Source organism: Thalassobaculum sp., assembly GCF_040219615.1.
Classification (GTDB): Bacteria; Pseudomonadota; Alphaproteobacteria; order Thalassobaculales; family Thalassobaculaceae; genus Thalassobaculum_A.
On the sequence record NZ_JAVJSE010000002.1, the window covers coordinates 1 to 23,232 of the forward strand.

Sequence of the window (23,232 nt, forward strand, 5' to 3'; positions counted from 1 at the left end):
TTCGGAAGCAGCGGCGCGATGACACGCCACTCCAGATCCGTCAGATCGTGACGACGCTTCATCATCAAGCTCCCGCAGTTTGGAAGCTTGAATCACAATCAGCCCATAACGGGAATCCCCTTTATGGGTACAGAACCTAGCGCCGGCGGGCGCCCTTCACGATCTGTCCCAGCAGCAACGGCACCAGGCTGAGGCCGAGCGCGAGGCCGGCCGCCGCGGCCGATGGCGGCACCAGGGCCAGGACCGCCGCCAGCGGCGGCAGGTAGACCGCCACGCCCACCAGCGCCAAGCACAGCGCCAGGGCGGCCCAGACATAGGGATTTCGGGAGACCTCATTGACCAGCAGCCCGCTGCCCCGGTCGCGCATGTTGAAGACGTGCCAGAGCTGGCCGAGCGCCAGGGTGACGAAGGACACCGTGACGGCATCCTGCACCGGCATGTCGAGCCACCGGACCGCCAGCACGAACGCCCCGAGGGTGGCGGCGGTCAGCGCCGCCGCGTGCCCGGCGATCGCCAGCCACTGCCGACGGCCGAGGACCTGCTCCCGCGGCGAGCGCGGCGGCCGCGCCATGACGTCGCCCTCGCCCTCGCCCGCGCCCAGCGCGAAGGCCGGGAACACGTCGGTGACCAGGTTCAGGTACAGGATCTGCAGGGGAAGCAGCGGCAGCGGCATGCTCGCCAGCGCCGCGATGCCGATCACCAGGATCTCGCTGAGATTGCAGGACAGCAGGTAGACCAGGAACTTGCGGAGGTTGGCGAAGATCACCCGGCCATGCTCGACCGCCGCGACGATCGACGCGAACGCATCGTCGCGCAGCACCATGTCGGCGGCCTCGCGCGCCACCTGCGAGCCGCGCTTGCCCATTGCCACGCCGATATCGGCCTTCTGCAGGGCCGGCGCGTCGTTCACCCCGTCACCGGTCATCGCCACGATCTCGCCGGCCTCCTGGAACAGCCGGATCAGCTCGAGCTTCTGGGCCGGGCTGACCCGGGCGAAGACCGCGCGGCGCATCAGGTCGCGCCGCTGATCGTCCGACAGCGCGTCGATCGCACCGAGCGCGCCACCCTCCATCGCCGGCAGGGAGTCGGGCTCCGGCAGACCGACATGAGCGGCGATCTGGCCGGCGGTGGCGGCATGGTCGCCGGTGACCATCACCACCCGGATGCCGGCCGCCTTGCAGGCGGCGATCGCCGGCGCCACGTCGCCGCGCGGCGGGTCCTCGAGCCCGACCAGGCCGAGCAGGGTGAGGCCGGCATAGGCCGGCTCGTCGGCGCCGTCCGCCCGCTTGCTCGCCAGCGCCAGCACCCGCAGGCCGCCATCGGCCAGCACCGACGCCCGGGCCCGCCACAGCGCGCGCTCGTCCTCCGTCATGGCGTGGTCGCCGTCGAGCGCCGCCACCGCGGTCGCTTTCGCCAGCACCGCCTCCGGCGCCCCTTTCACCGCGTACAGGAAACCGCCGTCGCGGGCATGCACGGTCGCCATCATCTTCTGGTCGGAGTCGAAGGCGTCCTCGCGCAGCTCCGGCCAGCGCGCGACCGCCGCCGCCCGGTCGAGCCCGAAGCGCGCCGCCAGCCTCAGCAGGGCGACCTCGGTCGGGTCCCCGGTCGCCTCGCCGGACTCCGACAGGCTGGCGTTGTTGCACAGCATTCCGACCTCGAGCGCCCGCCGGCCCGGCGTGCCGTCCGGGAACGGCGGCGGGTCGGCCGTCGCGCCGACCGCAAGGTCGCCCGACGGCAGGTGAAGCCGGGTGGCGGCCATGCGGTTCTCGGTCAGGGTCCCGGTCTTGTCGGTCAGGATCACGGTGGTGGCACCCAGGGTCTCGACCGCCGACAGCCGTTCGATCAGGGCGTTGCGCCGCGCCATCCGCCACATGCCGCGCGCCAGCACCAGAGTGGTGACCATCGGCAGCCCTTCCGGCACCGCCGCCACCGCCAGCGCGATGGCGGTCTCCAGCATCAGCAGCACCGGCTTGCCGGCGACGATCCCGGTCCCGGCGATCACCCCCGCCAGAACGAGCGTCAGCCAGACCAGTTGCCGGCTCAGCACCTCGATCCGCCGTTCCAGCGGCGTGCGCTCGGGCTCGGCCTGCTCGACCAGGGCGGCGATCCGGCCGAGCTCGCTGCACATGCCGGTGGCGACCACGATGCCGGCGCCGCTGCCGCGGGTGACGGCGGTTCCCTGGTATGCCATGCCGGCGCGCTCGGCCAGGGCGGTCGCCGCCGGCATGGCGTCGATCCGCTTGCCGACCGGCAGGGACTCGCCGGTCAGCACCGACTCGTCGCACTGCAGCTTCGACGCCTCGATCAGCCGCAGGTCGGCCGCCACCAAGTCGCCGCCTTCCAGCAGGACCACGTCGCCGGGCACCAGGTCGCCGGCCGGGACCTCGGCGACCGCCCCGCCGCGGCGCACCCTCGCATGCTGGACCGTCAGGCTGCGCAGGGCTTCCATCGAGCGCACCGCCCGCCACTCGGTGACGAAGCCGATCAGCGCGTTGATCGCGATCACCGCCGCGATCGCCGCCGCCTCGGTCCAGTGCGCGAACGCCGCCGACAGCAGCGCCGCGGCTGCCAGCAGGGCGGTGATCAGGCTCTTGAACTGGTCGATCAGGATTCCGAGCATCGGTCGCGGCGGATGCTGCCGCAGCTCGTTGCGGCCGTGGCTGCGCCGGCGCCGGTCGACCTCCTGCGCGGCCAGTCCGATCGCCGGATCGACGTCGAGCGCGGCGGCCACCGCCTCGGCGGGCAGGGCATGCGGCTCGACCGGTGCGCCGGGCGGACGCTCCGTCACGGTACGAGCACGGCGGCACCCTGGAAGCGCCCGTGCCGCAGGTCGTCGAGCGCCGCGTTCGCCTGTGCCAGGGGATAGGCGACGGTTTCGGTCCGGATCTCGACCTCCTGCGCCAGCGCGAAGAATGCGTGCCCGTCGGCCCGGGTCAGGTTGGCGACCGAGACGATTTCACGCTCCTCCCAGAGCAGCCGGTAGGGAAACGACGGGATGTCGGACATGTGGATGCCGGCGCACACCACCCTGCCGCCCTTGCTGATCGACCGCAACGCCGCCGGCACCAGGGCGCCGACCGGCGCGAACAGAATGGCGGCGTCGAGCGGCTCGGGTGGCGCCTCGTCGGACCCGCCGGCCCAGGCGGCACCCAGCCGACGGGCGAAGGCCCGGGCCTCGCCGTCGCCCGGCCGGGTGAACGCGAACACCCGCTGACCGCGCGCCGTCGCGATCTGCGCCACGATATGCGCGGCCGCGCCGAAGCCGTACAGCCCCAGGCCCCCGGCATCGCCGGCGATCCGCCACGACCGGTAGCCGATCAGGCCGGCGCACAGCAGCGGCGCGGCCTCCACGTCGCCGTAACGGTCCGGGATCGCAAAGCAGTAGTCGGCCGAGGCCCGGGCGTACTCGGCATAGCCGCCGTCGATCCGGTAGCCGGTGAAGCCGGGGTCGTCGCACAGGTTCTCGCGATCCATCCGGCAGAACCGGCAATGCCCGCAGGTGCGGCCCAGCCACGGGATGCCGACCCGCTGCCCGACGGCGAAACCGTCGACGCCCGGGCCGATCCGCTCGACCGTCCCGACGATCTCGTGGCCCGGCACCAGCGGCAACTTCGGATCCGGCAACTCGCCGTCGACCACATGGAGGTCGGTCCGGCACACGCCGCAGGCCAGCACCTTCACGACGATCTCGCCGGGACCGGCCTCCGGATCCGGAAGATCGATCAGGCGGAGCGGCATGCCCGCCTGCTCGAGAACCATCGCCTTCACGACCGGCGCTCCGTCGGACCGGACGGCGATCCGTCAGACCAGGAAGCGATCGACATGGCGGAGAACGGCGTCGGCGGGTTCCTTCGTCAGGTCGAGGTCGAGTTCCCCGACCACCCTGCCGCGCACCGCCTCCGGCATGCGCTGCCGCAACTCGCCGAGCGCCCGCGGCGGCGCGCTGACGATCAGCCGCTGGAAGTCGTCCCGGCCGGCGGCGGCCTCGAGTGCCGACGCCACCCGGTCGACGAACCCGAGAGCGGCCTTCTCGTGCGGGGTGGTGCGCGGCTCGTAGCCGTGCCCGGGGCCGCCCTTCGCCGCGTAGCCCAGGTCGGGGCGATGCGATCCGGCCTCGTGACTGGCCGGCAGGTGATCGTCCATGGCCAGCGCATCGACCGGTGCAAGGTCGGCACCGCGACCGGTGAACGCATACACGCGGGCATGCTGATGGTCGGCGGTCAGAATCCACGTAACGGTCCGCATGGCGAATCCTCGACAGATGACACCCCCTCGGACGACAATCGCCCCGGTCGGACCGCCCGGCATTGAGCAAGATCAACGCGCGAGGCCACCGGGTGGGGCCCGATGTCCAAATGAAAGCGACACTCCAGTTTCTCGGCGGCGCCGGGACCGTCACTGGCTCGAAGTACCTGCTGCAGTCCGGGAATACCCGGGTGCTGGTGGACTGCGGCCTGTTCCAGGGCTTCAAGCAGCTTCGGCTGCGCAACTGGGCCCGGCTGCCGGTCGAGCCGTCGAGCATCGACGCGGTCGTGCTGACCCACGCCCATATCGACCACTCGGGCTATCTGCCGCGTCTGGTGCGCGACGGCTTCCGGGGACCGATCTACGCCACCGCGGCGACCTGCGACCTCTGCGAAGTGCTGCTGCCCGACGCCGCGCACCTGCAGGAGAAGGATGCGGACTTCGCTAACCGTCACGGCTTCTCCAAGCACCACCCGGCATTGCCGCTCTACACCGCCGCCGACGCCGCGGACGCGCTGAAGCTGCTCGAGCCCGTGCCGGACGGCGGCCCGCAGCCGGTCGCCGGGCCGTTCGCCGCGCGCTTCGATCCGGCCGGCCACATCCTGGGCGCCGCCATCGTCACGATCGGCTTCGGCGGCCGGCGGATCGTGTTCTCGGGCGATCTCGGGCGATACGACAACGCGACCATGGTCGATCCGACGCCGATCCGGCAGGCCGACTGGCTGCTGGTGGAGTCGACCTACGGCAACCGCCGCCACGACGGCGCCGACCCGGAGGACGCGCTGGCCGCCGCGATCAACCGCTCGGCGGCGCGCGGCGGCACGGTGATCATCCCGTCTTTCGCGGTCGGCCGCGCCCAGACCCTGATGTTCCACCTGCGCCGGCTGAAGGACTCCCGCCGCATCCCCGACCTGCCGGTGTTCCTGGACAGCCCGATGAGCGTCGACGCCAGCGAGCTGTTCTGCCGCGATCACCGAGCCCACAAGCTGACCGCTTCCCAGGCGCGGGCGGCCTGCTCGGTGGCGCGCTACGTCCATACCCCGGACGAGTCGAAGGCGCTGGACACCAACCCGATGCCGAAGGTGATCATCTCGGCCAGCGGCATGGCGACCGGCGGCCGCGTCCTGCACCACATCAAGCACTACGCCCCGGACCCCCGGAACATGATCCTGTTCGCCGGGTTCCAGGCCGGCGGCACCCGCGGCGACGCGATGACCGCCGGCGCCGAGACCGTGAAGATCCACGGTCAGTACGTCCCGGTGCGCGCAGAGGTCGACAACCTGCAGATGTTCTCGGCCCATGCCGACTGCGACGAGATCATGCGCTGGCTGGGAGGCTTCGAGAGCCCGCCGCGCGAGACCTTCGTGGTGCATGGCGAGCCGGCCGCGGCCGACGCGCTCCGCCACCGCGTCGAGGAAGAGCTCGGCTGGTCGTGCCACGTCGCCGAGCACGGCGAGACCGCCACTCTGGAGTAGGCCCCTCAGGCCCCGCCGAGAAGCCGTGTGCGGGTTTCCTCGAACAGCGCCGGCCGGCGGGTGGCGATCGCCAGGACCATGGCCCCTTGCAGGCTGCCGACGATGTCGGCGGCGCTGCGACCGGCGGCGGGCGGTCCGGCGCTGGGCGGCCCGGCGGCCGGCGCCGCCAGCGCCGCGGCGGTCCAGCGCAGCAGGCCGTCGAAGAACCGGCCGACCGCCTCGGCCACCGGCGCCGGCAGTTCCAGGGACTGGCTGCCGAGCACGCAGCACAGGCAGATCAGTCCCTTGTCGATCGCCGCGTGGCGGTAGACGTCGCACAGCCGCGACAGCCGCTGGCCGACGCTCTCGGCCGGGTCGTCCGGCCGGCCGAGGGCCGCCTGCATGCGCTCGGCGTAGCGCTCGACCACCGCCTCGCCGAGATCGGCCTTCTGCGGGAAATGGTAGTGCACGCTGGCGCTCTTGATGCCGACGTCGGCCGCCAGGTCGCGGAAGCTGGCGGCATCGTACCCGCCGCGCCGCATCCGCAGCTCGGCGGCGTCCAGGATCTCGGCGGCCTTTCCGGCGCGGGCATCGGTCGTCATGTCCACCTCTCTATCAGAAGATAGGCATTGACACGAGGCTGGATGCTCTTCAGATTACCTATCAACTGATAGATAGATTAATCATCCATCACCGCCGAGGAGCCGGCCATGAAGGTCTACGAGTTCAAGGGTTTCCCGAACCCCGCCCGAATCCGCATCGCGCTGGCCGAGAAGCGGCTGTTCGACGCGGTCGAGTTCGTGCATGTCGACGTGCCGGGCGGCGAGCACCGGCAGCCCGCCTTCCTGGCCAAGAACCCGTCCGGCGCGGTGCCGGTGCTGGAACTCGACGACGGCACGCTGATCTCGGAGTGCTCGGCGATCACAGAGTATCTCGACCATGCCGACGGCGATCCGGTGCTGACCGGCCGCGACGCCCGCGAGCGTGCCGTGATCCACATGACCCAGCGCAAGATCGAGGCCGGCCTGCTGGATGCGGTCGCCGCCTTCTTCCACCACGCCACCGACGGGCTGGGCCCGGCCATCGAGACCTACCAGAACCGGGACTGGGGCCTGCGCCAGCGCGACGTGGCGGTCGCCACCATGCGCCGCATGGACGGCATGCTGGCGCATCGCGCCTACCTGGCGGCCGACCGCTTCACGGTCGCCGACATCACCGCCATGGCCGGCTTCGCCTTCGCCGATTTCGTGAGTCTCGCGATCCCCGACGACTGTGCGAGGCTGTCGGCCTGGCGCGCACGCGTCTCGGCCCGGCCGAGCGCCGCGGTCGCCGCCTGACCCCGGCCGCTGGAGGCAAAGCCATGGAGATCAACGCCGATTTCGACAGGCGCGTGGCCATGCACGCCGACGAGATCGCCTGGGTCGAGTCGCCGACCGCCGGGGTCGCCCGTCGCATGCTCGACCGCATCGGCGACGAGGTGGCGCGGGCGACCAGCATCGTGCGCTACGCCCCGGACAGCCGGTTCCCGGCCCATGTCCACGGCGGCGGCGAGGAGTTCTTGGTGCTGGACGGGGTGTTCCAGGACGAGCACGGCGACTTCCCGGCCGGCACCTATGTCCGCAACCCGCCGACCTCGCGCCACAGCCCGGCCTCGGCCCAGGGCTGCACGATCATGGTGAAGCTCTGGCAGTTCGACCCGGACGACCGGACCCATGTGGTGATCGACACCGGCAAGATCGGCGCGGTCGCCGACCCGGCGCGCCCCGGCGTGACGGTGACCCCGCTGTTCCGGGACGCCCGCGAGGACGTCCGCCTGGAGCGCTGGGCGGCCGGTGCGGCGGTCGACCTGGCCTGGGACGGCGGTGCCGAACTGTTCGTGCTGGAAGGCGGCTTCACACAGCAGGGAGAGCGCTTCCGCCGGCATTCCTGGCTGCGGCTGCCCGGCGACGGTAAGACCGTCGCCGACGCCGGTCCGGACGGGGCGGTCGTGTGGATCAAGACCGGCCACCTGCGGTTCGTGTCGGCCCCCGGCAGGTAACCCGCCGCGAGGAAGGCCACGAATGCATCAGGCGTTCGCCACCGGCGCGTCCGGCGATCCCTTGAGCCTGTGGCCGACCTCGACGATCGCCTCGATCGCCGGGACCAGCTCGCCGCCGAGCGCGGTCAGCGAGTACTCGACCGATGGCGGCGAGGTCGGCTTGACCTCGCGCCGCAGCACGCCGCGCGCCTCCAGCTCGCGCAGCCGCGCGGTCAGCACCTTCGGCGACACCGGCGGTATATCCACGCGCAGCTCGCTGAACCGGCGCGGACCGGCGCGCAGGCTCCAGATCACGTTCACCGTCCAGGCCCCGCCGATGATGCCCATGCACTCGGTCAGCGGGCAGGACGGCGGCGGCTGCGGGCTGCGGTTCCTGCGGACCTTCAACGGCATCGGTCACTCCTGGTTACCAAACGGAAACCTCAATATCAGGTATCCAAATGAAATCAAGTTTAAATCGGTAATTTCTCTCCATACCTCTTCGGCGTTCCTTCCGGGCCACCGGAGACCAACGGAGACCGAACCATGAAGCTGTACTACTCGCCGGGCGCCTGCTCGCTGGCCGTCCATATCGCCCTGCGCCTCGCCGACCAGCCGTTCGAGATGGAACGCGTCGATTCCGCGACCAAAACCACCGAGACCGGCGCCGACTACCGTGCCATCAACCCGCGTGGCTATGTTCCGGCGCTGATCCTGGACGGCGGCGAGACCATCACCGAGGCGCCCGCCCTGCTGCAGTACGTCGCCGACCAGGCGCCGCAGGCCGCCCTCGCCCCGGCGCCCGGCACGCTCGCGCGGACCCGCCTGCAGGAAGCCCTGAACTACATCGCCTCGGAGTTGCACAAGGCGTTCAAGCCGTTCTTCTCCGGCGCGCCGATCGCCGATACCGACCGCCCGGCGGCCGAGGAGGTCGTTGCCAACCGCATGGGCTTCGCCGAGGCCATGCTGTCCGACGGCCGGCGGCATCTGGTCGGCGACCGCGTCAGCGTTGCCGATCTGTACCTGTTCACCGTCGCCAACTGGTGCAACTTCGTCGGCATCGACCTGGGTCGCTGGCCGAACGTGCAGGCCCTGGTCGGCCGCATCGGCGCCCTGCCCGCCACCCGCGACGCGATGGCCGCCGAAGGCCTGACCGGCTGACGTCCGCGGCGGCCCGGGGACCCGTCCCGGGCCGCCGCCCTTCCGACACAGGAGTTTCCATGGACCCGCGCTACGCCGCCGTCGTCGACGCCCTGTCGGACTATTTCGACGGCCTCTACCTCAGCGACACCGATATCCTGTCCCGGGTCTTCCATCCGGATGCCCGCTACGTCTGCGCCACCGAGCCGACCCTGGTGAACTTCGGCATGGACGAGTACCTGCCGATCGTCGCCCGGCGGCCGTCGCCCGCCAGCCGCGGCGAGGAACGCCGCGACCGGATCGCCGGAATCGAGTTCGCCGGTCCGGCCACCGCCTTCGCCCGTGTGCACTGTGCGATCGGGCCGAAACACTTCACCGACTTCCTGACCCTGATCGAGACCGACGGCCGCTGGCGGATCATCGCCAAGGTCTTCCACTTCGATCTCGTCGATACTGCAGCGGCTTGATACCGCCCGAACGGAGAACACCGCCATGTCGCTTCCGACCCGCCTGACCGAGCTGCTCGGCATCGAGCATCCGATCCTGCTGGCGCCCATGGGTTCCGCTTCCGGCGGCGCCCTGGCCGCCGCCGTGACCGCCGCCGGTGGCTTCGGCTTCATTGGCTCGGGCTACGCCAACAGCGCCACGATCCGCGACGAGATGGCGGCCGCGGGCAATGCCCGGGTCGGGGTCGGGCTGGTGACCTGGTCGCTGGGCGAGCGGCCGGAGGCGCTGGATGCCGCCCTCGAGCACGCGCCGCCGGCGGTGATGCTGTCGTTCGGCGACCCGGCGCCCTTTGCCCGGCGTGTAAAGGCCGCCGGCAGCCTGCTGTTCTGCCAGGTGCAGAGCCTGGAGATGGCGCGGCAGGCCGCCGATGCCGGCGCCGACGTGATCATCGCCCAGGGCCGTGACGCCGGCGGCCATTCCGGCGGCCTGCGGGGCACCTTCGGGCTGGTGCCGGCGGTGGTCGACGCGGTGGCGCCGATCCCGGTGGTGGCGGCCGGCGCGATCGCCGACGGCCGCGGGCTCGCCGCCGCCCTGATGCTGGGCGCCGAGGGCGTGCTGATGGGCACGCGGTTCGCGGCCTCGCGGGAGTCGCTATGGTCCGACGCCCTCAAGCAGGGCGCCGTGGCGGCCGCCGGCGACGACACCCTGCAGACCCGGGTGTTCGATATCGTGCGCGGCGTCGCCTGGCCCCCGCACTTCCCGGGCCGCGCCGTCCGCAACGCCTTCGCCGAGCGCTGGCACGGCCGCGAGGACGAGCTGCTCGACCGCCGGGCCGAGGCCGAGGCCGGCTACGATGCGGCAGCGGCCGACGACCTGACGACCCGCGTGCTGTGGGCCGGCGAGGGTATCGACCTGGTTGCCGACCTGCCTTCGGCCCGCGACATCGTCGAGCGCACGGTCGCCGAGGCCGAGCGGGCGCTGGGCCGACGCCGGCCCGGATGACGCTTTATCCGGGTGAAGATTTGCCGTTCGTCCCCTATTCTAGGACGACCTGCAATCCTCGAGAGCTCCTGCCATGGACGTCCTCGACGACATCCTCGACACCCTGAACCTGCGCGGGGCGTTCTACTACCGGACCGACTTCTCGCCGCCCTGGGCGGTCACGGTGCCGGAGCTGCGGCAGGCCGCCCGCTTCCACCTGGTGGTCCAGGGCCGCTGCCACGTCGCGTTTCCGTCGGGGGCCGCGGTCGACCTCGGCCCCGGCGACCTGGTGCTGATCCCGCGCGGCCGCAGCCACGTCATCGCCGACCGTGCCGGCCGCGAGGCGCCGCCGCTGGAGACCGTGCTGTCGGCGGTCGGCTATGACGGCCAGGGCGTACTGGCGGTCGGCGACGGCGACCCGGCCGCCAGCACCCAGCTGGTATGCGGCCACTTCACCTTCCGGACCGGCGCCGACCACCCGATCCTGCGGGCCCTGCCGGAGTTCCTGGTGACCTCCAACGCCGCCCGCGCCCGCGAGCCCTGGCTGGACGACGTGCTGCGCCTGGTGGTGCGGCGGGTGTTCGCCGACGGCGCCGGCTCGGCGGCGGCGGTGACCCGATTGTCGGAGGTGGTATTCATCGAGCTGCTGCGCGCCGGCATTGGCGTCGAAGGCGAGCTTCGCACGGTCCTGGAGGCGTTCCGCGACCGCCAGGTCGGGCGTGCCCTGCAGCTCATGCACGCCGAGCCGGCACGGCCCTGGACGGTCGAGTCCCTGGCCGCCGCCGTCGGGATGTCGCGCAGCCGCTTCGCCGAGCGCTTCAGCGAGCTGATGGAGCTGGCGCCGATGGCCTATCTCGCCGACTGGCGCTTGCAGAAGGCGCTGTCGATGCTCGACGACCCGCGGGTCAGTGTCCAGCAGGTCGCCGGCCAGATCGGCTACCGGTCGCCTGCCGCCTTCACTCGCGCATTCGCCGCGCGGTTCGGCCTGGCGCCGACGGAATACCGACGAATCTCAATAAACGATGCAGATCGTCCCAGACGCAATGCCGGACATCCATAGATAATTCCCATGAGTTGACCACTCGTACGACCGGGTCCATTTCGCCTCCTGTCACGCACCCCATGCACAGGAGGCTATATGCAACGCATCCCACGCATCGACGAGGCGAACGCCTCGGCCAAGACCGCCGGGCTGCTCGCCACGGTGAGGAAGCAGATGGGCGGGGTTCCGAACATCATCGGAACCATGGCCCAGTCGTCGGCCGCCCTGACCGGCTTTATCGGCCTGTCGGGCGCGCTGGCCGGCGGGACGTTCGGCCACGCCGAGCGCGAGCAGATCGCGCTCGCCGTGGCCGGCGCGAACCGCTGCGACTACTGCGCCTCGGCGCACAGCATGCTCGGCGGCAACGCCGGGCTGGCGGCCGAGGAGATCGACCGCAATCTGCAGGGCCGCTCGGCAGACCCGCGGATGCAGGCCGCGCTGCGGTTCGCATCCCGGATCGTCACGACCCGAGGCCAGGTTACCGACGACGACCTGGCGGCGGTCCGCGCCGCCGGGTTCGAGGACGGCCAGGTGGTCGAGATCCTGGCCAACACCGTCCTCAACATCTTCACCAACTATCTCAACCACGCCGCCGCGACCGAGATCGATTTCCCGGTCGTGCTCACCGGCACCGCGACCGCCGCCTGAGCGCGGCCCGCAACCGATCCCCGAAAGGAAAACCCATGTTCCGGACACTCGCCCTCGCCACCGCCCTGCTGGCCGGCGTCGCCTTCGCCACCCCGGCCCTGGCCGTCGACGAGATCAACGTCGGCCCCGGCCTGACCTATGCCGGCGCCCCGCTGGGGTTGCGCGGCGTCGACCCGGTCGCGTTCGTCGAGCGCGGCGCCCAGGTCGTCGGCACCGCCAGCCACTCGGCGGTGCATGACGGCGTCGCCTACTACTTCAGCTCGGAGGCCAACAAGATCGCGTTCGAGAAGAGCCCGGCGCACTACACGCCGCAGAACGGCGGCTTCTGCACCTACGGCGTGGCGGTCGGCAAGAAGTTCGACGGCGACCCGCGCTTCGCCGAGGTGGTCGACGGCAAGCTCTACGTCTTCCTGAACGAGGCGATCTTCCACGAGTTCCAGAAGGACCGGGCCGGCACGATCGCCAAGGCCGAGGCCAACTGGTCGAAGATCCGGCACACCGCCGCCACCGCCCTCTGAGGCGGGCGAAAAATCGGCCGGCAGACGCGGGTTACGCGTCTGCCGGCACGCTCGCCGGCGCTCGTCCGAGCCGGGTCGCCGTCGATAAAATATTGAAAAGTCGCATTTTCCCCTTGCAAGTCCGGCCCGGACGACCGATATCCCGGGAGCTATCGATCAAGATCAGAAGCTACTGACCGTCTCTCGAGGCTGCCGGTCTTTCTGTTTCGACCGACAAGCCGGGACCGCGGCACTCCGCGCGCGGCGTTCCAATAGGAGACACGGACATGGCCGTTGGCACCGTGAAGTTTTTCAACACCACCAAGGGTTTCGGCTTCATCCAGCCGGAGGATGGCAGCAAGGACGTGTTCCTGCACATCTCCGCCGTCGAGCGCGCCGGCCTGATGAGCCCGGCCGAAGGCCAGAAGGTCGAGTACCGCGTCGAGGCCGGCCGTGACGGCCGCAGCTCGGCCGAGGGTATCGCCTACCTCTGACCGACCGCATACGACCGGCGCCCGGCGCCGGACGGCACGAGCCCCGCGGGTCCGCCCGCGGGGCTTTTTGCTGTCCGCATTCCGCCCCCGGGCCCGTGTCACGCCGTTGTGTGATGTGCTGATTTGAACGCGATGCGGCTCCGACCCCAAATCTCGCCACGACGGGAAGGCAATCGCCCCCGCGCATTCTGACGAGCTGGAGGTCTCCCAATGTTCCGCAGACTCATCATGGCCTCGGCGCTGTCGCTGATGGCGATCTCGGCCGCCCCGATCACCGCCAGTGCCGGCCAGCAATATGTCGACGAATCCGGCTTCGCGGTCAGCGGCTACGACCCGGTCGCGTTCTTCGAGATGCAGCAGGCGCCGGTCGGCACCAGGCAGCCGCACGCGGTCCCCGGCCGGGCCGACATCACCGCCGAGTACAACGGCGCCAAATGGGCGTTCGCCACCGAGGCCAACCGCAAGGCGTTCCTGGCCGATCCGGCGAAATACGCACCGGCCTACGACGGTCACTGCGCCTACGGCATCGCCCAGGGCGGCAAGGTCCCCGGTAACCCCAACCTGTGGCGCATCGTCGACGGCAGGCTCTACCTGAACATCACCCCGACGGTCGTCGGCTTCTGGGAAAGCGACATTCCCGGCAACCTCGACAAGTCGAAGGTCAACTGGGGCAAGCTCGAGGCCGCCGAGGCCTCCGGCAAGAACTGGACGGCGATCGACGACAACAAGGGCACCTACAGCGGCCCGGCCCCGATCAAGAACTGACCCACCCGAACCACGGAATGAAATGGCGTTTCCCGTCTGGTCGCCCGGGCTGTTAAGCTCGGCCCGGCCCGGCCGTGACACCGGTCGGGCCGTCGGAGTCGACCAGGCGAGGAAACCCGCATGAGCCTTCCGCCCATCCTTCGGGACCTGCGGCTGCCGGTGATCGGCTCACCGCTGTTCATTGTCTCGAATCCCGACCTCGTGCTGGCCCAGTGCAAGGCCGGCATCGTCGGTTCCTTCCCGGCCCTGAACGCCCGCGAGGCGGACGGCGAGCCGATCGAGCTGGAGCGCTGGCTGAAGCGCATCACCGAGGAACTGGACCGCCACAACCAGGCCAATCCCGACCGCCCGGCGGCGCCCTACGCGGTCAACCAGATCGTGCACCGCACCAACCTCCGGCTGGAGCGCGACATCGAGATCTGCGCGCGCTGGAAGGTGCCGATCTGGATCACCTCGCTCGGCGCCCGGGTCGAGGTCAACGAGGCGGCGCATTCCTGTGGCGGCATCACCCTGCACGACGTCATCAACGACCGCTTCGCCCGCAAGGCGATCGAAAAGGGTGCCGACGGCCTGATCGCGGTGGCGGCCGGCGCCGGCGGCCATGCCGGTTCGCTGTCGCCGTTCGCGCTGATCCAGGAGATCCGCAGCTGGTTCGACGGCCCGCTGGCGCTGTCCGGCGCCATCGCCTGCGGCGATTCCATCCTGGCCGCCCAGGCCGCCGGCGCCGATCTCGCCTATATCGGCTCGGCCTTCATCGCCACCGAGGAGGCCAACGCGGTCGAGGGCTACAAGCGGATGATCGTCGACTGCGGTGCCGACGACATCGTCTACACGAACCTGTTCACCGGCGTGCTCGGCAACTACCTCAAGCCGTCGGTCGCCGCCCAGGGCATGGACCCGGACAACCTGCCGACCAGCGACGCCTCGGCGATGAGCTTCGCCAGCGGGTCATCGAAGCCGAAGAGCTGGAAGGAGATCTGGGGCTCCGGCCAGGGCGTCGGCGCGATCAAGGAGGTGGTACCGGCCGCCGCCCTGATCGACCGCCTGGACCGCGAGTACTGGGCCGCCCGGAAGCGGTTGTCGGAGACTTTGGCGCGCCAGGCGCGGGTCGCCGAGCCCGCCTGACCGGCCGTCCCCCTCGAGGCGCCCGCGTCGACACGGTGCGGCGGCCGGTTCGGCGATCGTCGGAACCCGTCCGGCGGTTCACCGGTTCGTGCTGTGAGCCGAAAGACCGCCGAAAGGGGGAGCCGCCATGGCCAGCCGTACCACCGCCAGAAGCAAGTCCTCGACCGCATCGTCCCGGCAGTCGTCGAAGAGCATGATCAGGCCCAAGCGTCCGCCCGACATCGACGAGGACGAGCGGCCGACCGGCGGCAGGTCTTCGAGCGGCGGCCGTCGCAAGGCGGGCTGAGATGGCACGCACCCCGCCGACACCGGACAGGTTGGGTCCCTTCCGCTCGAAGCGGACGTTCGACCGCACCCCCGAGCCGAGCGGCGGCAAGCCGCGGCGTGGCCGAGGCCACCTGTACACGATCCAGAAGCACGACGCCCGCCGGCTGCACTACGACCTGCGCCTGGAACTGGACGGCGTGCTGAAGAGCTGGGCGATCACCCGGGGGCCGAGCCTGAACCCGTCGGACAAGCGGCTGGCGGTCCGCACCGAGGACCATCCGGTGGAGTATGCGACCTTCGAAGGCCGGATTCCCGAGGGCAACTACGGCGCCGGCACCGTGCTGCTGTGGGACCGTGGCGACTGGAGGCCGGTCGGCGACCCGCACGAGGGTCTCGACAAGGGCAAGCTGGTGTTCGAGTTGCACGGCTACCGCCTGCGCGGCCGCTGGGCGCTGGTCCGGTTCAAGGGCAAGGGCAAGGGCAAGGCGTCCGGGAAGCGCGAGAACTGGCTGCTGATCAAGGAGCTCGACGACGAGGTCGACCGCGAGCGCGACGTGACCGCGGACAGCACGACCAGCGTGGCCTCCGGCCGCAGCCTGAAGCAGGTCGCCCGCGGCCCCGCGGGGAAGCCGTCGAAGCGCAAGTCCGCAAAGCGGGGCTCCGCCCGGCCGAACTTCGTCGAGCCGGCCCTGGCGACCCTGGTGGACGAGGCGCCGGCGGGTGCCGGCTGGCTGTACGAGGTGAAGTTCGACGGCTACCGGGCCCTGTCCGCGGTGTCCGGCGGCGACATCGCGATCTACACCCGCAGCGGCCTGGACTGGACCGACCGTTACCCGGCGATCGTCACCGCGCTCGCCGGGCTGGATCTGGACGGCGCCCTGCTCGACGGCGAGATCGTCGCGACGGACGACGCGGGCCGGACCGACTTCTCCGCCCTGCACCGGGCGCTCGAGCGCGGCGGCAGGGCCGATCTGTCCTACTTCGTCTTCGACCTGCTGGCGGAAGGCGGCGAGAGCCTGCGCGACCGGCCGCTGGTCGAGCGCAAGGAGCGGCTGCAGGCCCTGCTCGGCGACGCCGGGAGGCACGGGCCAGTGTACTTCACCGACCATGTCGACGGCGACCCGGCCCCGATGCTGGAGAAGCTCTGCGACAGCGGGTTCGAAGGCATCATCGCCAAGCGCGCCGACGCCCGATACCGCTCCGGCCGCGGCCGCTCCTGGCTCAAGCTCAAATGCGGCCGCGACCAGGAGTTCGTGGTCGTGGGCTGGTCGCCGTCCGGCAAGAGCCGGCCGTTCGCGTCGCTGCTGCTCGCCACCCGCGACGGCGACGACCTGCTGTACGCCGGCCGCGTCGGCACCGGATTCTCTCACGCCGAGCTCGACGCCATCGCCAAGCGGCTGCACAGGCTCGCCCGCAGGACCAGCCCGGTCCGGGGCGAGGTGCCGTCGTCCGTGCGGCGGGACGCCCGCTGGGTGACCCCGGAACTGGTCGCGCAGGTCGAATTCGCCGAGTTCACCGCCGACGGCCTGGTGCGGCACGGCCGGTTCAAGGGACTCCGCGAGGACAAGCCGGCCAGGAGCGTGCGGCGCGAGCGGCCGGCAAAGGCCAGGGAGGCCGGGATGAGCAGCAGGTCGGCAAAGGACGACGACCAGGAAGCCTCCATCGGCGGCGTTCGCCTCAGCCACCCGGACAGGGTGCTGTTTCCGGGCCAGGGCATCACCAAGCGCGAGCTCGCCCGGTACCTCCAGTCGGTCGCCGGCCGGATGCTGCCCTATGTCGCCGACCGCCTGGTCAGCCTGGTCCGCTGCCCGCAGGGGCGCGCCAGGCAGTGCTTCTTCCAGCGCCACGACGGCGCCGGACTGCCGAGCCGGTTCAAGCGGCTACCGGTCAAGGGCAAGGACGGCTCGGAAGAGAACTACGTCTACCTGACCGAGACGAAGGCGCTGGTCGAGGCCGCCCAGATGGGCGTGCTGGAACTGCACGTCTGGGGCTCCCGGATCGACGACCTGGAGCAGCCGGACCGTATCGTCTTCGACCTCGACCCCGACGAGTCGGTGAAGTTCGCCGCGGTGAAGGAAGCGGCCGGCACCATGCGCGAGGCGCTGGATGCGCTCGGGCTGCGGAGCTTCCCGTTGCTGACCGGCGGCAAGGGCATCCACGTGGTGGTTCCGATCACGCGCCGGCACGGCTGGACGATCGCAAAGGCGTTCGCCAGGGCGCTCGCCCAGCGATTCGCGGAGGACGACCCCGACCGCTATGTCGCGACGATGAGCAAGGCCCGCCGCAGGGGCCGGATCTTCATCGACTATTTCCGCAACGACCGCACCGCGACCGCGATCGCCCCCTACTCGCCCCGCGCCCGCGAGGGCGCGCCGGTCGCCTGGCCGGTCGCCTGGGACGATATCGCCGGCATCGAGGCCGCGAACGCCTTCAGCGTCAGGAACGCCGATCCCGAGGCGCCCGACCCCTGGGACGGCTACCGGGAGGTTCGCCAGAGCCTGAAGGCCGCCAGCCTGCGGGCGCTCGGGGTCGAGCCCGAGTGAGCTTCCCGGTGCCGCTCAGCGCCACATCCCGCGCACCCGCGCACCGACGTCGACCCTGATGTTGCGCGACGGCCCGCGGCCGGCCGCGAAGCCGGGCGCCGACGGCCAGGTCGTCCCCTCGAACAGTCCCAGCATCGACTTCGGGATGAACCGGGTGCGCGAGGCGTAGACGTGGCGGTCGCCGCGCGGGTTCTGGTTGTGGGTGAAGAACCGGTGCGGCACCACCAGGTGCAGGTCGTCCCTGGCCCGGGTCATCGCGACGTACAGCAGCCGCCGCTCCTCCTCGACCTCGGTGCTGCTGCCGGTGCCGAGGTCGGACGGCAGGCAGCCGTCGACGGCGTTGAGCACGAACACCGACTTCCACTCCTGGCCCTTGGCCGAGTGGATGGTCGACAGGATCAGGTAGTCCTCGTCCAGCAGCGGCACCCCGGCCTGGTCGCTGGTGGCGTCCGGCGGATCCAGCGTCAGCTCGGTCAGGAACCGCTCGCGCGAGGCGTAGCCGGCGGCGATCTGCTCGAGCTGGACCAGGTCGGCGTGGCGCACCAGGGCGTCCTCGTGGATGCGCTCCAGATGCGGCTCGTACCAGCGCCGGGCCCGCTCCAGCTCGGCCGGCCAGCCGGCCCGGCCCGCCCGCAGGTCGGCCAGCACCGACAGCAGGTCCGGCCAGGCGTCGCCGGCGCGCGCCGGTGCCGGCGCCGAGGCGGCGGCGGCGATCGGGTCGAGGGCGCCCGCCATGTGGTCGAGCACCCGCTGCGCCGAGGCCGGGCCGACCCCCGGCATCAGCTGCAGCACCCGGAAGCCGGCCACCCGGTCGCGCGGATTCTCGACGAACCGCAGCAGCGCCAGCAGGTCCTTCACATGGGCGGCGTCCAGGAACTTCAGGCCGCCGAACTTCACGAACGGGATGTTGCGGCGGGTCAGCTCGACCTCCAGCGGCCCGCTGTGGCTGGACGTCCGGAACAGCACCGCCTGCTGCTTCAGCAGGTGGCCGTGCTCGCGGTTCTCCAGCACCGTCTCGACCACGTAGCGCGCCTGGTCGGCCTCGTCGCGCACGCTGACCAGGCGCGGCCGGTCGGCCGACTCGCGGTCGGTCCACAGGTTCTTGGTGAAGCGCTCGGCCGCGAGGCCGATCACCGCGTTGGCGGCCTCCAGGATCGGCCGGGTCGAGCGGTAGTTGCGGTCCAGGGTGACGATTTCGGCCGGCGGGTCGAAATGCCCGGGGAAGTCGAGGATGTTGCGCACTGTGGCGGCCCGGAACGCGTAGATCGACTGGGCGTCGTCGCCGACCACCGTCAGCCCGCTGCCGTCCGGGCGCAGCGCCAGCAGGATGTCGGCCTGCAGGCGGTTGGTGTCCTGGTACTCGTCGACCATGACGTGGTCGAAGCGGCCGCCGATCTCGGCCGCCAGCTCCGGCTCGGCCATGGCCTGGGCCCAGTAGAGCAGCAGGTCGTCGTAATCGAGGACGTGCTGGCTCTGCTTGGCGTCGACATAGCCGGCGAACAGGCCCTTCAGTTCGGCCGCCCACTCGGCGCACCACGGGAACGCCGCCTCAAGCACCTCCTCGAGCGGTGCCCCCGAGTTGACGCAGCGCGAGTAGATCGCCAGGCAGGTCGCCTTGGCCGGGAACCGGTTCGCGGTCTTCGAGAAGCCGAGCTCGTGGCGCACCAGGTTCAGCAGGTCGGCGGAATCCTCGCGGTCGTGGATGCTGAACTCGGCGTCGAGGCCGAGCTGGAAGGCGTGCTCGCGCAGCAGCCGGGCGCCGACCGCGTGAAAGGTGCCGGCCCAGCTCAGCCCGCCGGCCAGCACCCGGCCGGTCTCGCCCATGCCCTGGCGGGCGATCCGCTCGACCCGGCCGGTCATCTCCGCCGCCGCCCGGCGCGAGAAGGTCATCAGCAGGATGCGCTGCGGGTCGGCGCCGTTGGCGATCAGATGCGCGACCCGGTGGGCCAGCGTCTTGGTCTTGCCCGACCCGGCCCCGGCGATCACCAGCAGCGGCCGCCCCGGCGAGGCGTCGCCGTCACGCACCCCATGCTCGACCGCCCGGCGCTGCTCGGGATTCAGGTCGTCGCCGGGGACGGCGGGCGGCGGGGCGAAAGCGACGGACATGGGCGACCGACCGGCGGCGGATGGTCGGACCACTGAATCATGATTCCCGTTTTGTTCGCAATGCCCGTGTCTGTCGGAGGGTCGCCCGCGCTCACGATGCCGCCCTCTCCGCGCTCGGAATCTCGACCAGTTCCATCGCCTGGCATTGCGGCGGCGCCGCGGCCGTGCTGCGCCCGACCGCCAGCACGGCGGCATCCGCCAGCTCGTGCTGGAAAACCGTCATGAGCTCGGCCCGGCGGGTGCCTTCCAGGGCGTTCAGGGGATTGTCCAGGAACACCCACAGCGGCCGCTGCAACAGCAGCCGCGAGAACGCCAGGGCCTGCTGCTCCTCGACGGCGAGTTCCCGGTCCCAGCGCCGCTCCTCGTCGAGATGACGCACCAGGTGGGCCAGCCCGACCCGGTCGAGCGCCGCCTTTACGTCGGAATCGGAGTATCCCTCGGGTGCCCGCGGGTAGGCGATCGCCTTGCGCAGGGTCCCGATCGGCAGGTACGGGCGCTGCGGCAGGAACACCGTCCGGTCCGCCGGCGGCAGCAGCACCCGGCCGCTCCCCCAGGGCCACAGGCCGGCGATCGCCCTGAACAGCATCGACTTGCCGCGGCCCGGCCCGCCGGTGATCAGCACGCGGTCGCCGGGGGCGAGCTCGAACCGGCCGTCGGCCAGCCCGACCTGCTTGTCCGGCAACGCGACCACGAGATCTTCCAGCGCCAGGCGACCGTCGGGATGCGCCTGGTAGACGATGTGGCCGGCCGCCACCCCCATCGGCTCCAGGTCCGGCAGGGCCAGCCGAAGCGACATGACGCGCAGCAGCGTCGCCCGCCAGTCGGCGATCGCGGCAAAATTGTCGACGAACCACCGCAACGACTGCTGCACCTGGAAGAACGCACCGGTGACCATCATCAGTTCGCCGAAGGTCAGGGTTCCGCCGAAGTAGCCCGGTGCCGCGACCACGATCGGCACGACCAGCGCCAGCCAGCCATAGCCGGCGGTGACCCAGGTCAGGTTCGCCAGGCCGCGGGCGATCTGGCGCTGGATGGCGAGCACGCGGCCGAGCGAGGTGCCGAGTTGGTTGCGGGTATCGACCTCGCCGTCGTTGAGCCCGATCGCCTCGGCCGCCTCGTTGGTGTGCACGAGCGAGAACCGGAAGTCCGCCTCCCGGGCGTAATGCTCGGCGTTCAGCGGGACCAGCGGCTTGCCGACCCGCCAGGTCGCCCAGGACCCGGCGGCCGCGTAGGCGACCGCGCACCAGACCATGTAGCCCGGCACCTCGAGCCGATAGCCGTCATAGACCAGCGTCACATGCTCCGACAGCACCCACAGCACGCCGACGAAGCTGACCAGCAGGAGGGTGGCCTGCAGGAGGCCGATGCCGAGATCGCCGCACAGATCGCAGAGGTGCCGGGCGTCCTCCTGGATCCGCTGGTCCGGATTGTGGCCGACATCGCCGGCCCAGCCGAGCTGGTAGGCCCGGCGGGGCTGCATCCAGGCCGACAGCAGATCGGTCGTGACGGCGTCCCGCAGGCCGATCTTCAGGGTCGCGCCCAGCCAGGTCTGCGCCACCTGGAGGGTCAGCAGCCCGGCGATGATGGTGACGAACACCCCGAGCTGGACCAGCAGGGCGTCGAAATGCCGCTGCTCCAGCGCGTCGTAGAAGTCGCGCTGCCATTCGTTCAGCCGGATCTGCCCGAAGGTGGTGGCGGCGATCACCAGGGTGACCGCGGCGACCAGGACGTAGACCTTCCGGCTGTTCGGCGCCCGGGCCACGGCGCCGAGGAACGCCCGGACATGGCGGCGAAGCTCGCCAATCCGCAGCCGCCCGGCCGGCGGACCGGCTTCCGACGGTTCCGGGTTCCGCGGGTCGGGCGTGTCTCCGGCCGCCGTCGTCTTCATGGATCCCCAGGGCACGGGCACCGGCCTTCGATCGCCGGCACCGAACGCTCTCGACTATACCTTACATCGCCCGGCAGGGGGTCTCCCGGGGCGACGCGAGCCGTGGCGATGAACGGACTGGAGGGAAATGGTGCCCAGGGGCGGATTCGAACCACCGACACGCGGATTTTCAGTCCACTGCTCTACCAGCTGAGCTACCTGGGCGGTGCCGAAGGCACGGCGCGCTGTATAGCCGCCGGCGCCGGGGCTGTCCAGCGTCGAAAACCGGATCGGCGCCGGGAAAATCGCCCGCCGGCCGGGGCGCCGCCGCGTGCGGCGTTGATCGTCCCCGGAGGCCCGCCTAATGTTCCGGGCCCATGCAGATCGCCGATGCACTCCGACTCGCCATCCAGCAGCTCAACGCCGGCCGCGACGCCGAGGCGGCAGCGCTGTGCGGGCAGATCCTGGCGGTGCAGCCGCACAATCCGGTCGCCCATGCCCTGTCGGCGCGGGCCGCCCGCCGGGCCGGCGATCCCGGCCGCGCCCGAAGCCACGTCGATGCCGCCCTGGCCGCCGCCCCCGACTACCTGCCGGCCCGTACCCTGGACGCCCAGCTGGCCGGCGAGGACGCCCCGGTGGCCGTCGCCGAGCGCGCCTACCGCCGGCTGCTGACCCTGGAGCCGGCGTCCTGGTCGGCCTGGTACGACTACGGCAACCTGCGCCAGGCCCGGGCCGAGGACCCGGCCGGATCGCTCGCCCCCTACCGGCGCGCCCTGGCGCTGGCCCCGGCCGAGGACAAGCCGGCCATGAACCTGGCGACCGCCGCCCTCAAGCTCGCCGACTCGAGCGCCGCGCTGGCGGCCTGCGAGGGCGTGCTGGCGCGCCAGCCGAGCCATATCCGCGCCAACGCGCTGGCCGCCACCTGCCTGTACGACATGGGTCGCACGGCCGAGGCCGACCGGCTGGTCGGCTGGGGCAGCCTGACCCGCACCTACGAGCTGCCGCTGCCGGCCGGCTACCCCGACCTCGCCGCCTTCAACCGGGCGCTGGCGGCGGCGGTGCGCGGCCATCCAGGCCGGCGTGACGACTGGGACCCGACCAAGCGGGCGATCCGCGGCGGCGCGCTTGTGACCGACGTGCTGAAGCACGACGACCCGGCGATCCGGGCGTTCTCGGCCGCCCTGGCGGTGGTGCTGGACCGCTACGTCAAGGACCTGCCGGACCCGGCCGGCGACCCGGACCATCCGCATCTGCGGGCGATCCCGTCGGGCTACGCGCTCGACGCCTGGGGCAACATCCTGGGCGACGGCGGCCATCAGAGCGGCCACATCCACAACCTCGGCTGGCTGAGCGGCGTGTACTACGTCGAGATGCCGCCGGCGGTGCAGGACGACGACCCCGAGCGCGCCGGCTGGATCGAGTTCAACCGGCCCGGCTACGGCATCCCCGACACCGGGCGCGCCACGGTGCGCACGCTCAGGCCGGAGGCCGGCGTGCTGGCGCTGTTCCCGTCCTATGTCTGGCACCGCACCGTGCCGTTCGCCGGCGGCGGCGAGCGCATCAGCATCGCCTTCGACCTGCATCCCCGGTAGAA

The 23,232-nt window shown here is 71.3% G+C and carries 22 protein-coding genes and 1 tRNA gene; 15 read left to right on the forward strand and 8 right to left on the reverse strand.

What is annotated here, in order from left to right:
• Positions 1 to 136: 136 nt before the first annotated feature.
• The 3 genes from RIC31_RS00345 to RIC31_RS00355 are packed head-to-tail and all read right to left on the reverse strand — an operon-like array spanning position 137 to position 4,245.
• Positions 137 to 2,788, reverse strand: coding sequence for a cation-translocating P-type ATPase (locus RIC31_RS00345; protein ID WP_350099876.1), 2,652 nt, complete (start codon positions 2,786 to 2,788; stop codon positions 137 to 139).
• Positions 2,785 to 3,759, reverse strand: a complete 975-nt coding sequence (locus RIC31_RS00350; protein WP_350100007.1) for a zinc-dependent alcohol dehydrogenase family protein — start codon at positions 3,757 to 3,759, stop codon at positions 2,785 to 2,787. The genes RIC31_RS00345 and RIC31_RS00350 overlap by 4 nt, the downstream gene beginning before the upstream one ends.
• Before the next feature lie 42 nt (positions 3,760 to 3,801).
• Complete coding sequence (locus RIC31_RS00355) at positions 3,802 to 4,245, reverse strand: host attachment protein (protein ID WP_350099878.1); 444 nt, start codon at positions 4,243 to 4,245, stop codon at positions 3,802 to 3,804.
• 110 nt (positions 4,246 to 4,355) lie between these two features.
• On the opposite strand from RIC31_RS00355, the gene RIC31_RS00360 reads away from it, so the two are divergent.
• Complete coding sequence (locus RIC31_RS00360) at positions 4,356 to 5,720, forward strand: MBL fold metallo-hydrolase RNA specificity domain-containing protein (protein WP_350099880.1); 1,365 nt, start codon at positions 4,356 to 4,358, stop codon at positions 5,718 to 5,720.
• Positions 5,721 to 5,725: 5 nt separating this feature from the next.
• On the opposite strand, the gene RIC31_RS00365 is transcribed toward RIC31_RS00360, so the two are convergent.
• Positions 5,726 to 6,301: a TetR/AcrR family transcriptional regulator gene (locus RIC31_RS00365; protein WP_350099882.1), complete on the reverse strand. Its 576-nt coding sequence runs from the start codon at positions 6,299 to 6,301 to the stop codon at positions 5,726 to 5,728.
• Positions 6,302 to 6,409: 108 nt separating this feature from the next.
• Between RIC31_RS00365 and RIC31_RS00370 the strand changes: the two genes are divergently transcribed.
• Both RIC31_RS00370 and RIC31_RS00375 read left to right on the forward strand, forming a co-directional pair.
• Positions 6,410 to 7,036 carry a glutathione S-transferase family protein gene (locus tag RIC31_RS00370; protein ID WP_350099884.1) on the forward strand — a complete coding sequence of 209 codons (627 nt, stop codon included), beginning with the start codon at positions 6,410 to 6,412 and terminating at the stop codon, positions 7,034 to 7,036.
• A 23-nt stretch (positions 7,037 to 7,059) separates the two neighbouring features.
• Complete coding sequence (locus tag RIC31_RS00375; protein ID WP_350099886.1) at positions 7,060 to 7,737, forward strand: cupin domain-containing protein; 678 nt, start codon at positions 7,060 to 7,062, stop codon at positions 7,735 to 7,737.
• A gap of 27 nt (positions 7,738 to 7,764) precedes the next feature.
• Here RIC31_RS00375 and RIC31_RS00380 read toward each other — a convergent pair whose 3' ends face one another.
• Positions 7,765 to 8,130: a winged helix-turn-helix transcriptional regulator gene (locus RIC31_RS00380; protein WP_350099888.1), complete on the reverse strand. Its 366-nt coding sequence runs from the start codon at positions 8,128 to 8,130 to the stop codon at positions 7,765 to 7,767.
• Between the two features lie 132 nt (positions 8,131 to 8,262).
• On the opposite strand from RIC31_RS00380, the gene RIC31_RS00385 reads away from it, so the two are divergent.
• The 11 genes from RIC31_RS00385 to ligD all read left to right on the forward strand — a co-directional run bounded on the left by RIC31_RS00385 (position 8,263) and on the right by ligD (position 17,665).
• On the forward strand, positions 8,263 to 8,877 hold the full coding sequence (locus tag RIC31_RS00385; RefSeq protein WP_350099890.1) for a glutathione binding-like protein: 615 nt from the start codon (positions 8,263 to 8,265) through the stop codon (positions 8,875 to 8,877).
• Positions 8,878 to 8,936: 59 nt separating this feature from the next.
• Positions 8,937 to 9,323: a nuclear transport factor 2 family protein gene (locus RIC31_RS00390; protein ID WP_350099892.1), complete on the forward strand. Its 387-nt coding sequence runs from the start codon at positions 8,937 to 8,939 to the stop codon at positions 9,321 to 9,323.
• A gap of 25 nt (positions 9,324 to 9,348) precedes the next feature.
• Positions 9,349 to 10,305: an NAD(P)H-dependent flavin oxidoreductase gene (locus RIC31_RS00395; protein ID WP_350099894.1), complete on the forward strand. Its 957-nt coding sequence runs from the start codon at positions 9,349 to 9,351 to the stop codon at positions 10,303 to 10,305.
• A 73-nt stretch (positions 10,306 to 10,378) separates the two neighbouring features.
• Positions 10,379 to 11,344, forward strand: a complete 966-nt coding sequence (locus RIC31_RS00400) for an AraC family transcriptional regulator (RefSeq protein ID WP_350099897.1) — start codon at positions 10,379 to 10,381, stop codon at positions 11,342 to 11,344.
• A gap of 78 nt (positions 11,345 to 11,422) precedes the next feature.
• On the forward strand, positions 11,423 to 11,974 hold the full coding sequence (locus RIC31_RS00405; protein WP_350099899.1) for a carboxymuconolactone decarboxylase family protein: 552 nt from the start codon (positions 11,423 to 11,425) through the stop codon (positions 11,972 to 11,974).
• A 35-nt stretch (positions 11,975 to 12,009) separates the two neighbouring features.
• Positions 12,010 to 12,492 carry a YHS domain-containing (seleno)protein gene (locus tag RIC31_RS00410; protein ID WP_350099901.1) on the forward strand — a complete coding sequence of 161 codons (483 nt, stop codon included), beginning with the start codon at positions 12,010 to 12,012 and terminating at the stop codon, positions 12,490 to 12,492.
• A 266-nt stretch (positions 12,493 to 12,758) separates the two neighbouring features.
• On the forward strand, positions 12,759 to 12,965 hold the full coding sequence (locus RIC31_RS00415; RefSeq protein WP_350099903.1) for a cold-shock protein: 207 nt from the start codon (positions 12,759 to 12,761) through the stop codon (positions 12,963 to 12,965).
• 210 nt (positions 12,966 to 13,175) lie between these two features.
• A complete protein-coding gene (locus RIC31_RS00420) occupies positions 13,176 to 13,730 on the forward strand; it encodes a YHS domain-containing (seleno)protein (protein WP_350099905.1) in 555 nt (184 codons plus the stop codon).
• A 120-nt stretch (positions 13,731 to 13,850) separates the two neighbouring features.
• A complete protein-coding gene (locus RIC31_RS00425) occupies positions 13,851 to 14,855 on the forward strand; it encodes an NAD(P)H-dependent flavin oxidoreductase (protein ID WP_350099907.1) in 1,005 nt (334 codons plus the stop codon).
• A 127-nt stretch (positions 14,856 to 14,982) separates the two neighbouring features.
• A complete protein-coding gene (locus tag RIC31_RS00430; protein WP_350099909.1) occupies positions 14,983 to 15,141 on the forward strand; it encodes a hypothetical protein in 159 nt (52 codons plus the stop codon).
• Between the two features lies 1 nt (position 15,142).
• Positions 15,143 to 17,665, forward strand: coding sequence for a DNA ligase D (gene ligD, locus RIC31_RS00435; protein ID WP_350099912.1), 2,523 nt, complete (start codon positions 15,143 to 15,145; stop codon positions 17,663 to 17,665).
• A gap of 15 nt (positions 17,666 to 17,680) precedes the next feature.
• Here the strand turns inward: ligD and RIC31_RS00440 are convergent, their stop codons facing one another.
• The 3 genes from RIC31_RS00440 to RIC31_RS00450 form a co-directional block, all read right to left on the reverse strand.
• A complete protein-coding gene (locus tag RIC31_RS00440; protein WP_350099914.1) occupies positions 17,681 to 19,771 on the reverse strand; it encodes an ATP-dependent helicase in 2,091 nt (696 codons plus the stop codon).
• Between the two features lie 91 nt (positions 19,772 to 19,862).
• Positions 19,863 to 21,659, reverse strand: coding sequence for an ABC transporter ATP-binding protein/permease (locus tag RIC31_RS00445; RefSeq protein ID WP_350099916.1), 1,797 nt, complete (start codon positions 21,657 to 21,659; stop codon positions 19,863 to 19,865).
• A 128-nt stretch (positions 21,660 to 21,787) separates the two neighbouring features.
• Positions 21,788 to 21,863: transfer RNA gene (locus RIC31_RS00450), tRNA-Phe, on the reverse strand.
• A gap of 152 nt (positions 21,864 to 22,015) precedes the next feature.
• Between RIC31_RS00450 and RIC31_RS00455 the strand changes: the two genes are divergently transcribed.
• Positions 22,016 to 23,230: a putative 2OG-Fe(II) oxygenase gene (locus RIC31_RS00455; RefSeq protein WP_350099918.1), complete on the forward strand. Its 1,215-nt coding sequence runs from the start codon at positions 22,016 to 22,018 to the stop codon at positions 23,228 to 23,230.
• The last annotated feature ends 2 nt before the right edge of the window (positions 23,231 to 23,232 follow it).

Excerpts from the sequence above, each read along its gene's own strand:
- RIC31_RS00355 (WP_350099878.1), bottom strand. The coding sequence starts at position 4,245 with ATGCGGACCGTTACGTGGATTCTGACCGCCGACCATCAGCATGCCCGC.
- RIC31_RS00420 (WP_350099905.1), top strand. The coding sequence starts at position 13,176 with ATGTTCCGCAGACTCATCATGGCCTCGGCGCTGTCGCTGATGGCGATC.
- RIC31_RS00390 (WP_350099892.1), top strand. The coding sequence starts at position 8,937 with ATGGACCCGCGCTACGCCGCCGTCGTCGACGCCCTGTCGGACTATTTC.
- RIC31_RS00370 (WP_350099884.1), top strand. The coding sequence starts at position 6,410 with ATGAAGGTCTACGAGTTCAAGGGTTTCCCGAACCCCGCCCGAATCCGC.
- RIC31_RS00350 (WP_350100007.1), bottom strand. The coding sequence starts at position 3,759 with ATGGTTCTCGAGCAGGCGGGCATGCCGCTCCGCCTGATCGATCTTCCG.
- RIC31_RS00445 (WP_350099916.1), bottom strand. The coding sequence starts at position 21,659 with ATGAAGACGACGGCGGCCGGAGACACGCCCGACCCGCGGAACCCGGAA.
- RIC31_RS00400 (WP_350099897.1), top strand. The coding sequence starts at position 10,379 with ATGGACGTCCTCGACGACATCCTCGACACCCTGAACCTGCGCGGGGCG.
- RIC31_RS00430 (WP_350099909.1), top strand. The coding sequence starts at position 14,983 with ATGGCCAGCCGTACCACCGCCAGAAGCAAGTCCTCGACCGCATCGTCC.
- RIC31_RS00405 (WP_350099899.1), top strand. The coding sequence starts at position 11,423 with ATGCAACGCATCCCACGCATCGACGAGGCGAACGCCTCGGCCAAGACC.
- RIC31_RS00385 (WP_350099890.1), top strand. The coding sequence starts at position 8,263 with ATGAAGCTGTACTACTCGCCGGGCGCCTGCTCGCTGGCCGTCCATATC.
- RIC31_RS00380 (WP_350099888.1), bottom strand. The coding sequence starts at position 8,130 with ATGCCGTTGAAGGTCCGCAGGAACCGCAGCCCGCAGCCGCCGCCGTCC.
- RIC31_RS00410 (WP_350099901.1), top strand. The coding sequence starts at position 12,010 with ATGTTCCGGACACTCGCCCTCGCCACCGCCCTGCTGGCCGGCGTCGCC.
- RIC31_RS00425 (WP_350099907.1), top strand. The coding sequence starts at position 13,851 with ATGAGCCTTCCGCCCATCCTTCGGGACCTGCGGCTGCCGGTGATCGGC.
- RIC31_RS00440 (WP_350099914.1), bottom strand. The coding sequence starts at position 19,771 with ATGTCCGTCGCTTTCGCCCCGCCGCCCGCCGTCCCCGGCGACGACCTG.
- ligD (WP_350099912.1), top strand. The coding sequence starts at position 15,143 with ATGGCACGCACCCCGCCGACACCGGACAGGTTGGGTCCCTTCCGCTCG.
- RIC31_RS00395 (WP_350099894.1), top strand. The coding sequence starts at position 9,349 with ATGTCGCTTCCGACCCGCCTGACCGAGCTGCTCGGCATCGAGCATCCG.
- RIC31_RS00365 (WP_350099882.1), bottom strand. The coding sequence starts at position 6,301 with ATGACGACCGATGCCCGCGCCGGAAAGGCCGCCGAGATCCTGGACGCC.
- RIC31_RS00415 (WP_350099903.1), top strand. The coding sequence starts at position 12,759 with ATGGCCGTTGGCACCGTGAAGTTTTTCAACACCACCAAGGGTTTCGGC.
- RIC31_RS00360 (WP_350099880.1), top strand. The coding sequence starts at position 4,356 with ATGAAAGCGACACTCCAGTTTCTCGGCGGCGCCGGGACCGTCACTGGC.
- RIC31_RS00455 (WP_350099918.1), top strand. The coding sequence starts at position 22,016 with ATGCAGATCGCCGATGCACTCCGACTCGCCATCCAGCAGCTCAACGCC.
- RIC31_RS00375 (WP_350099886.1), top strand. The coding sequence starts at position 7,060 with ATGGAGATCAACGCCGATTTCGACAGGCGCGTGGCCATGCACGCCGAC.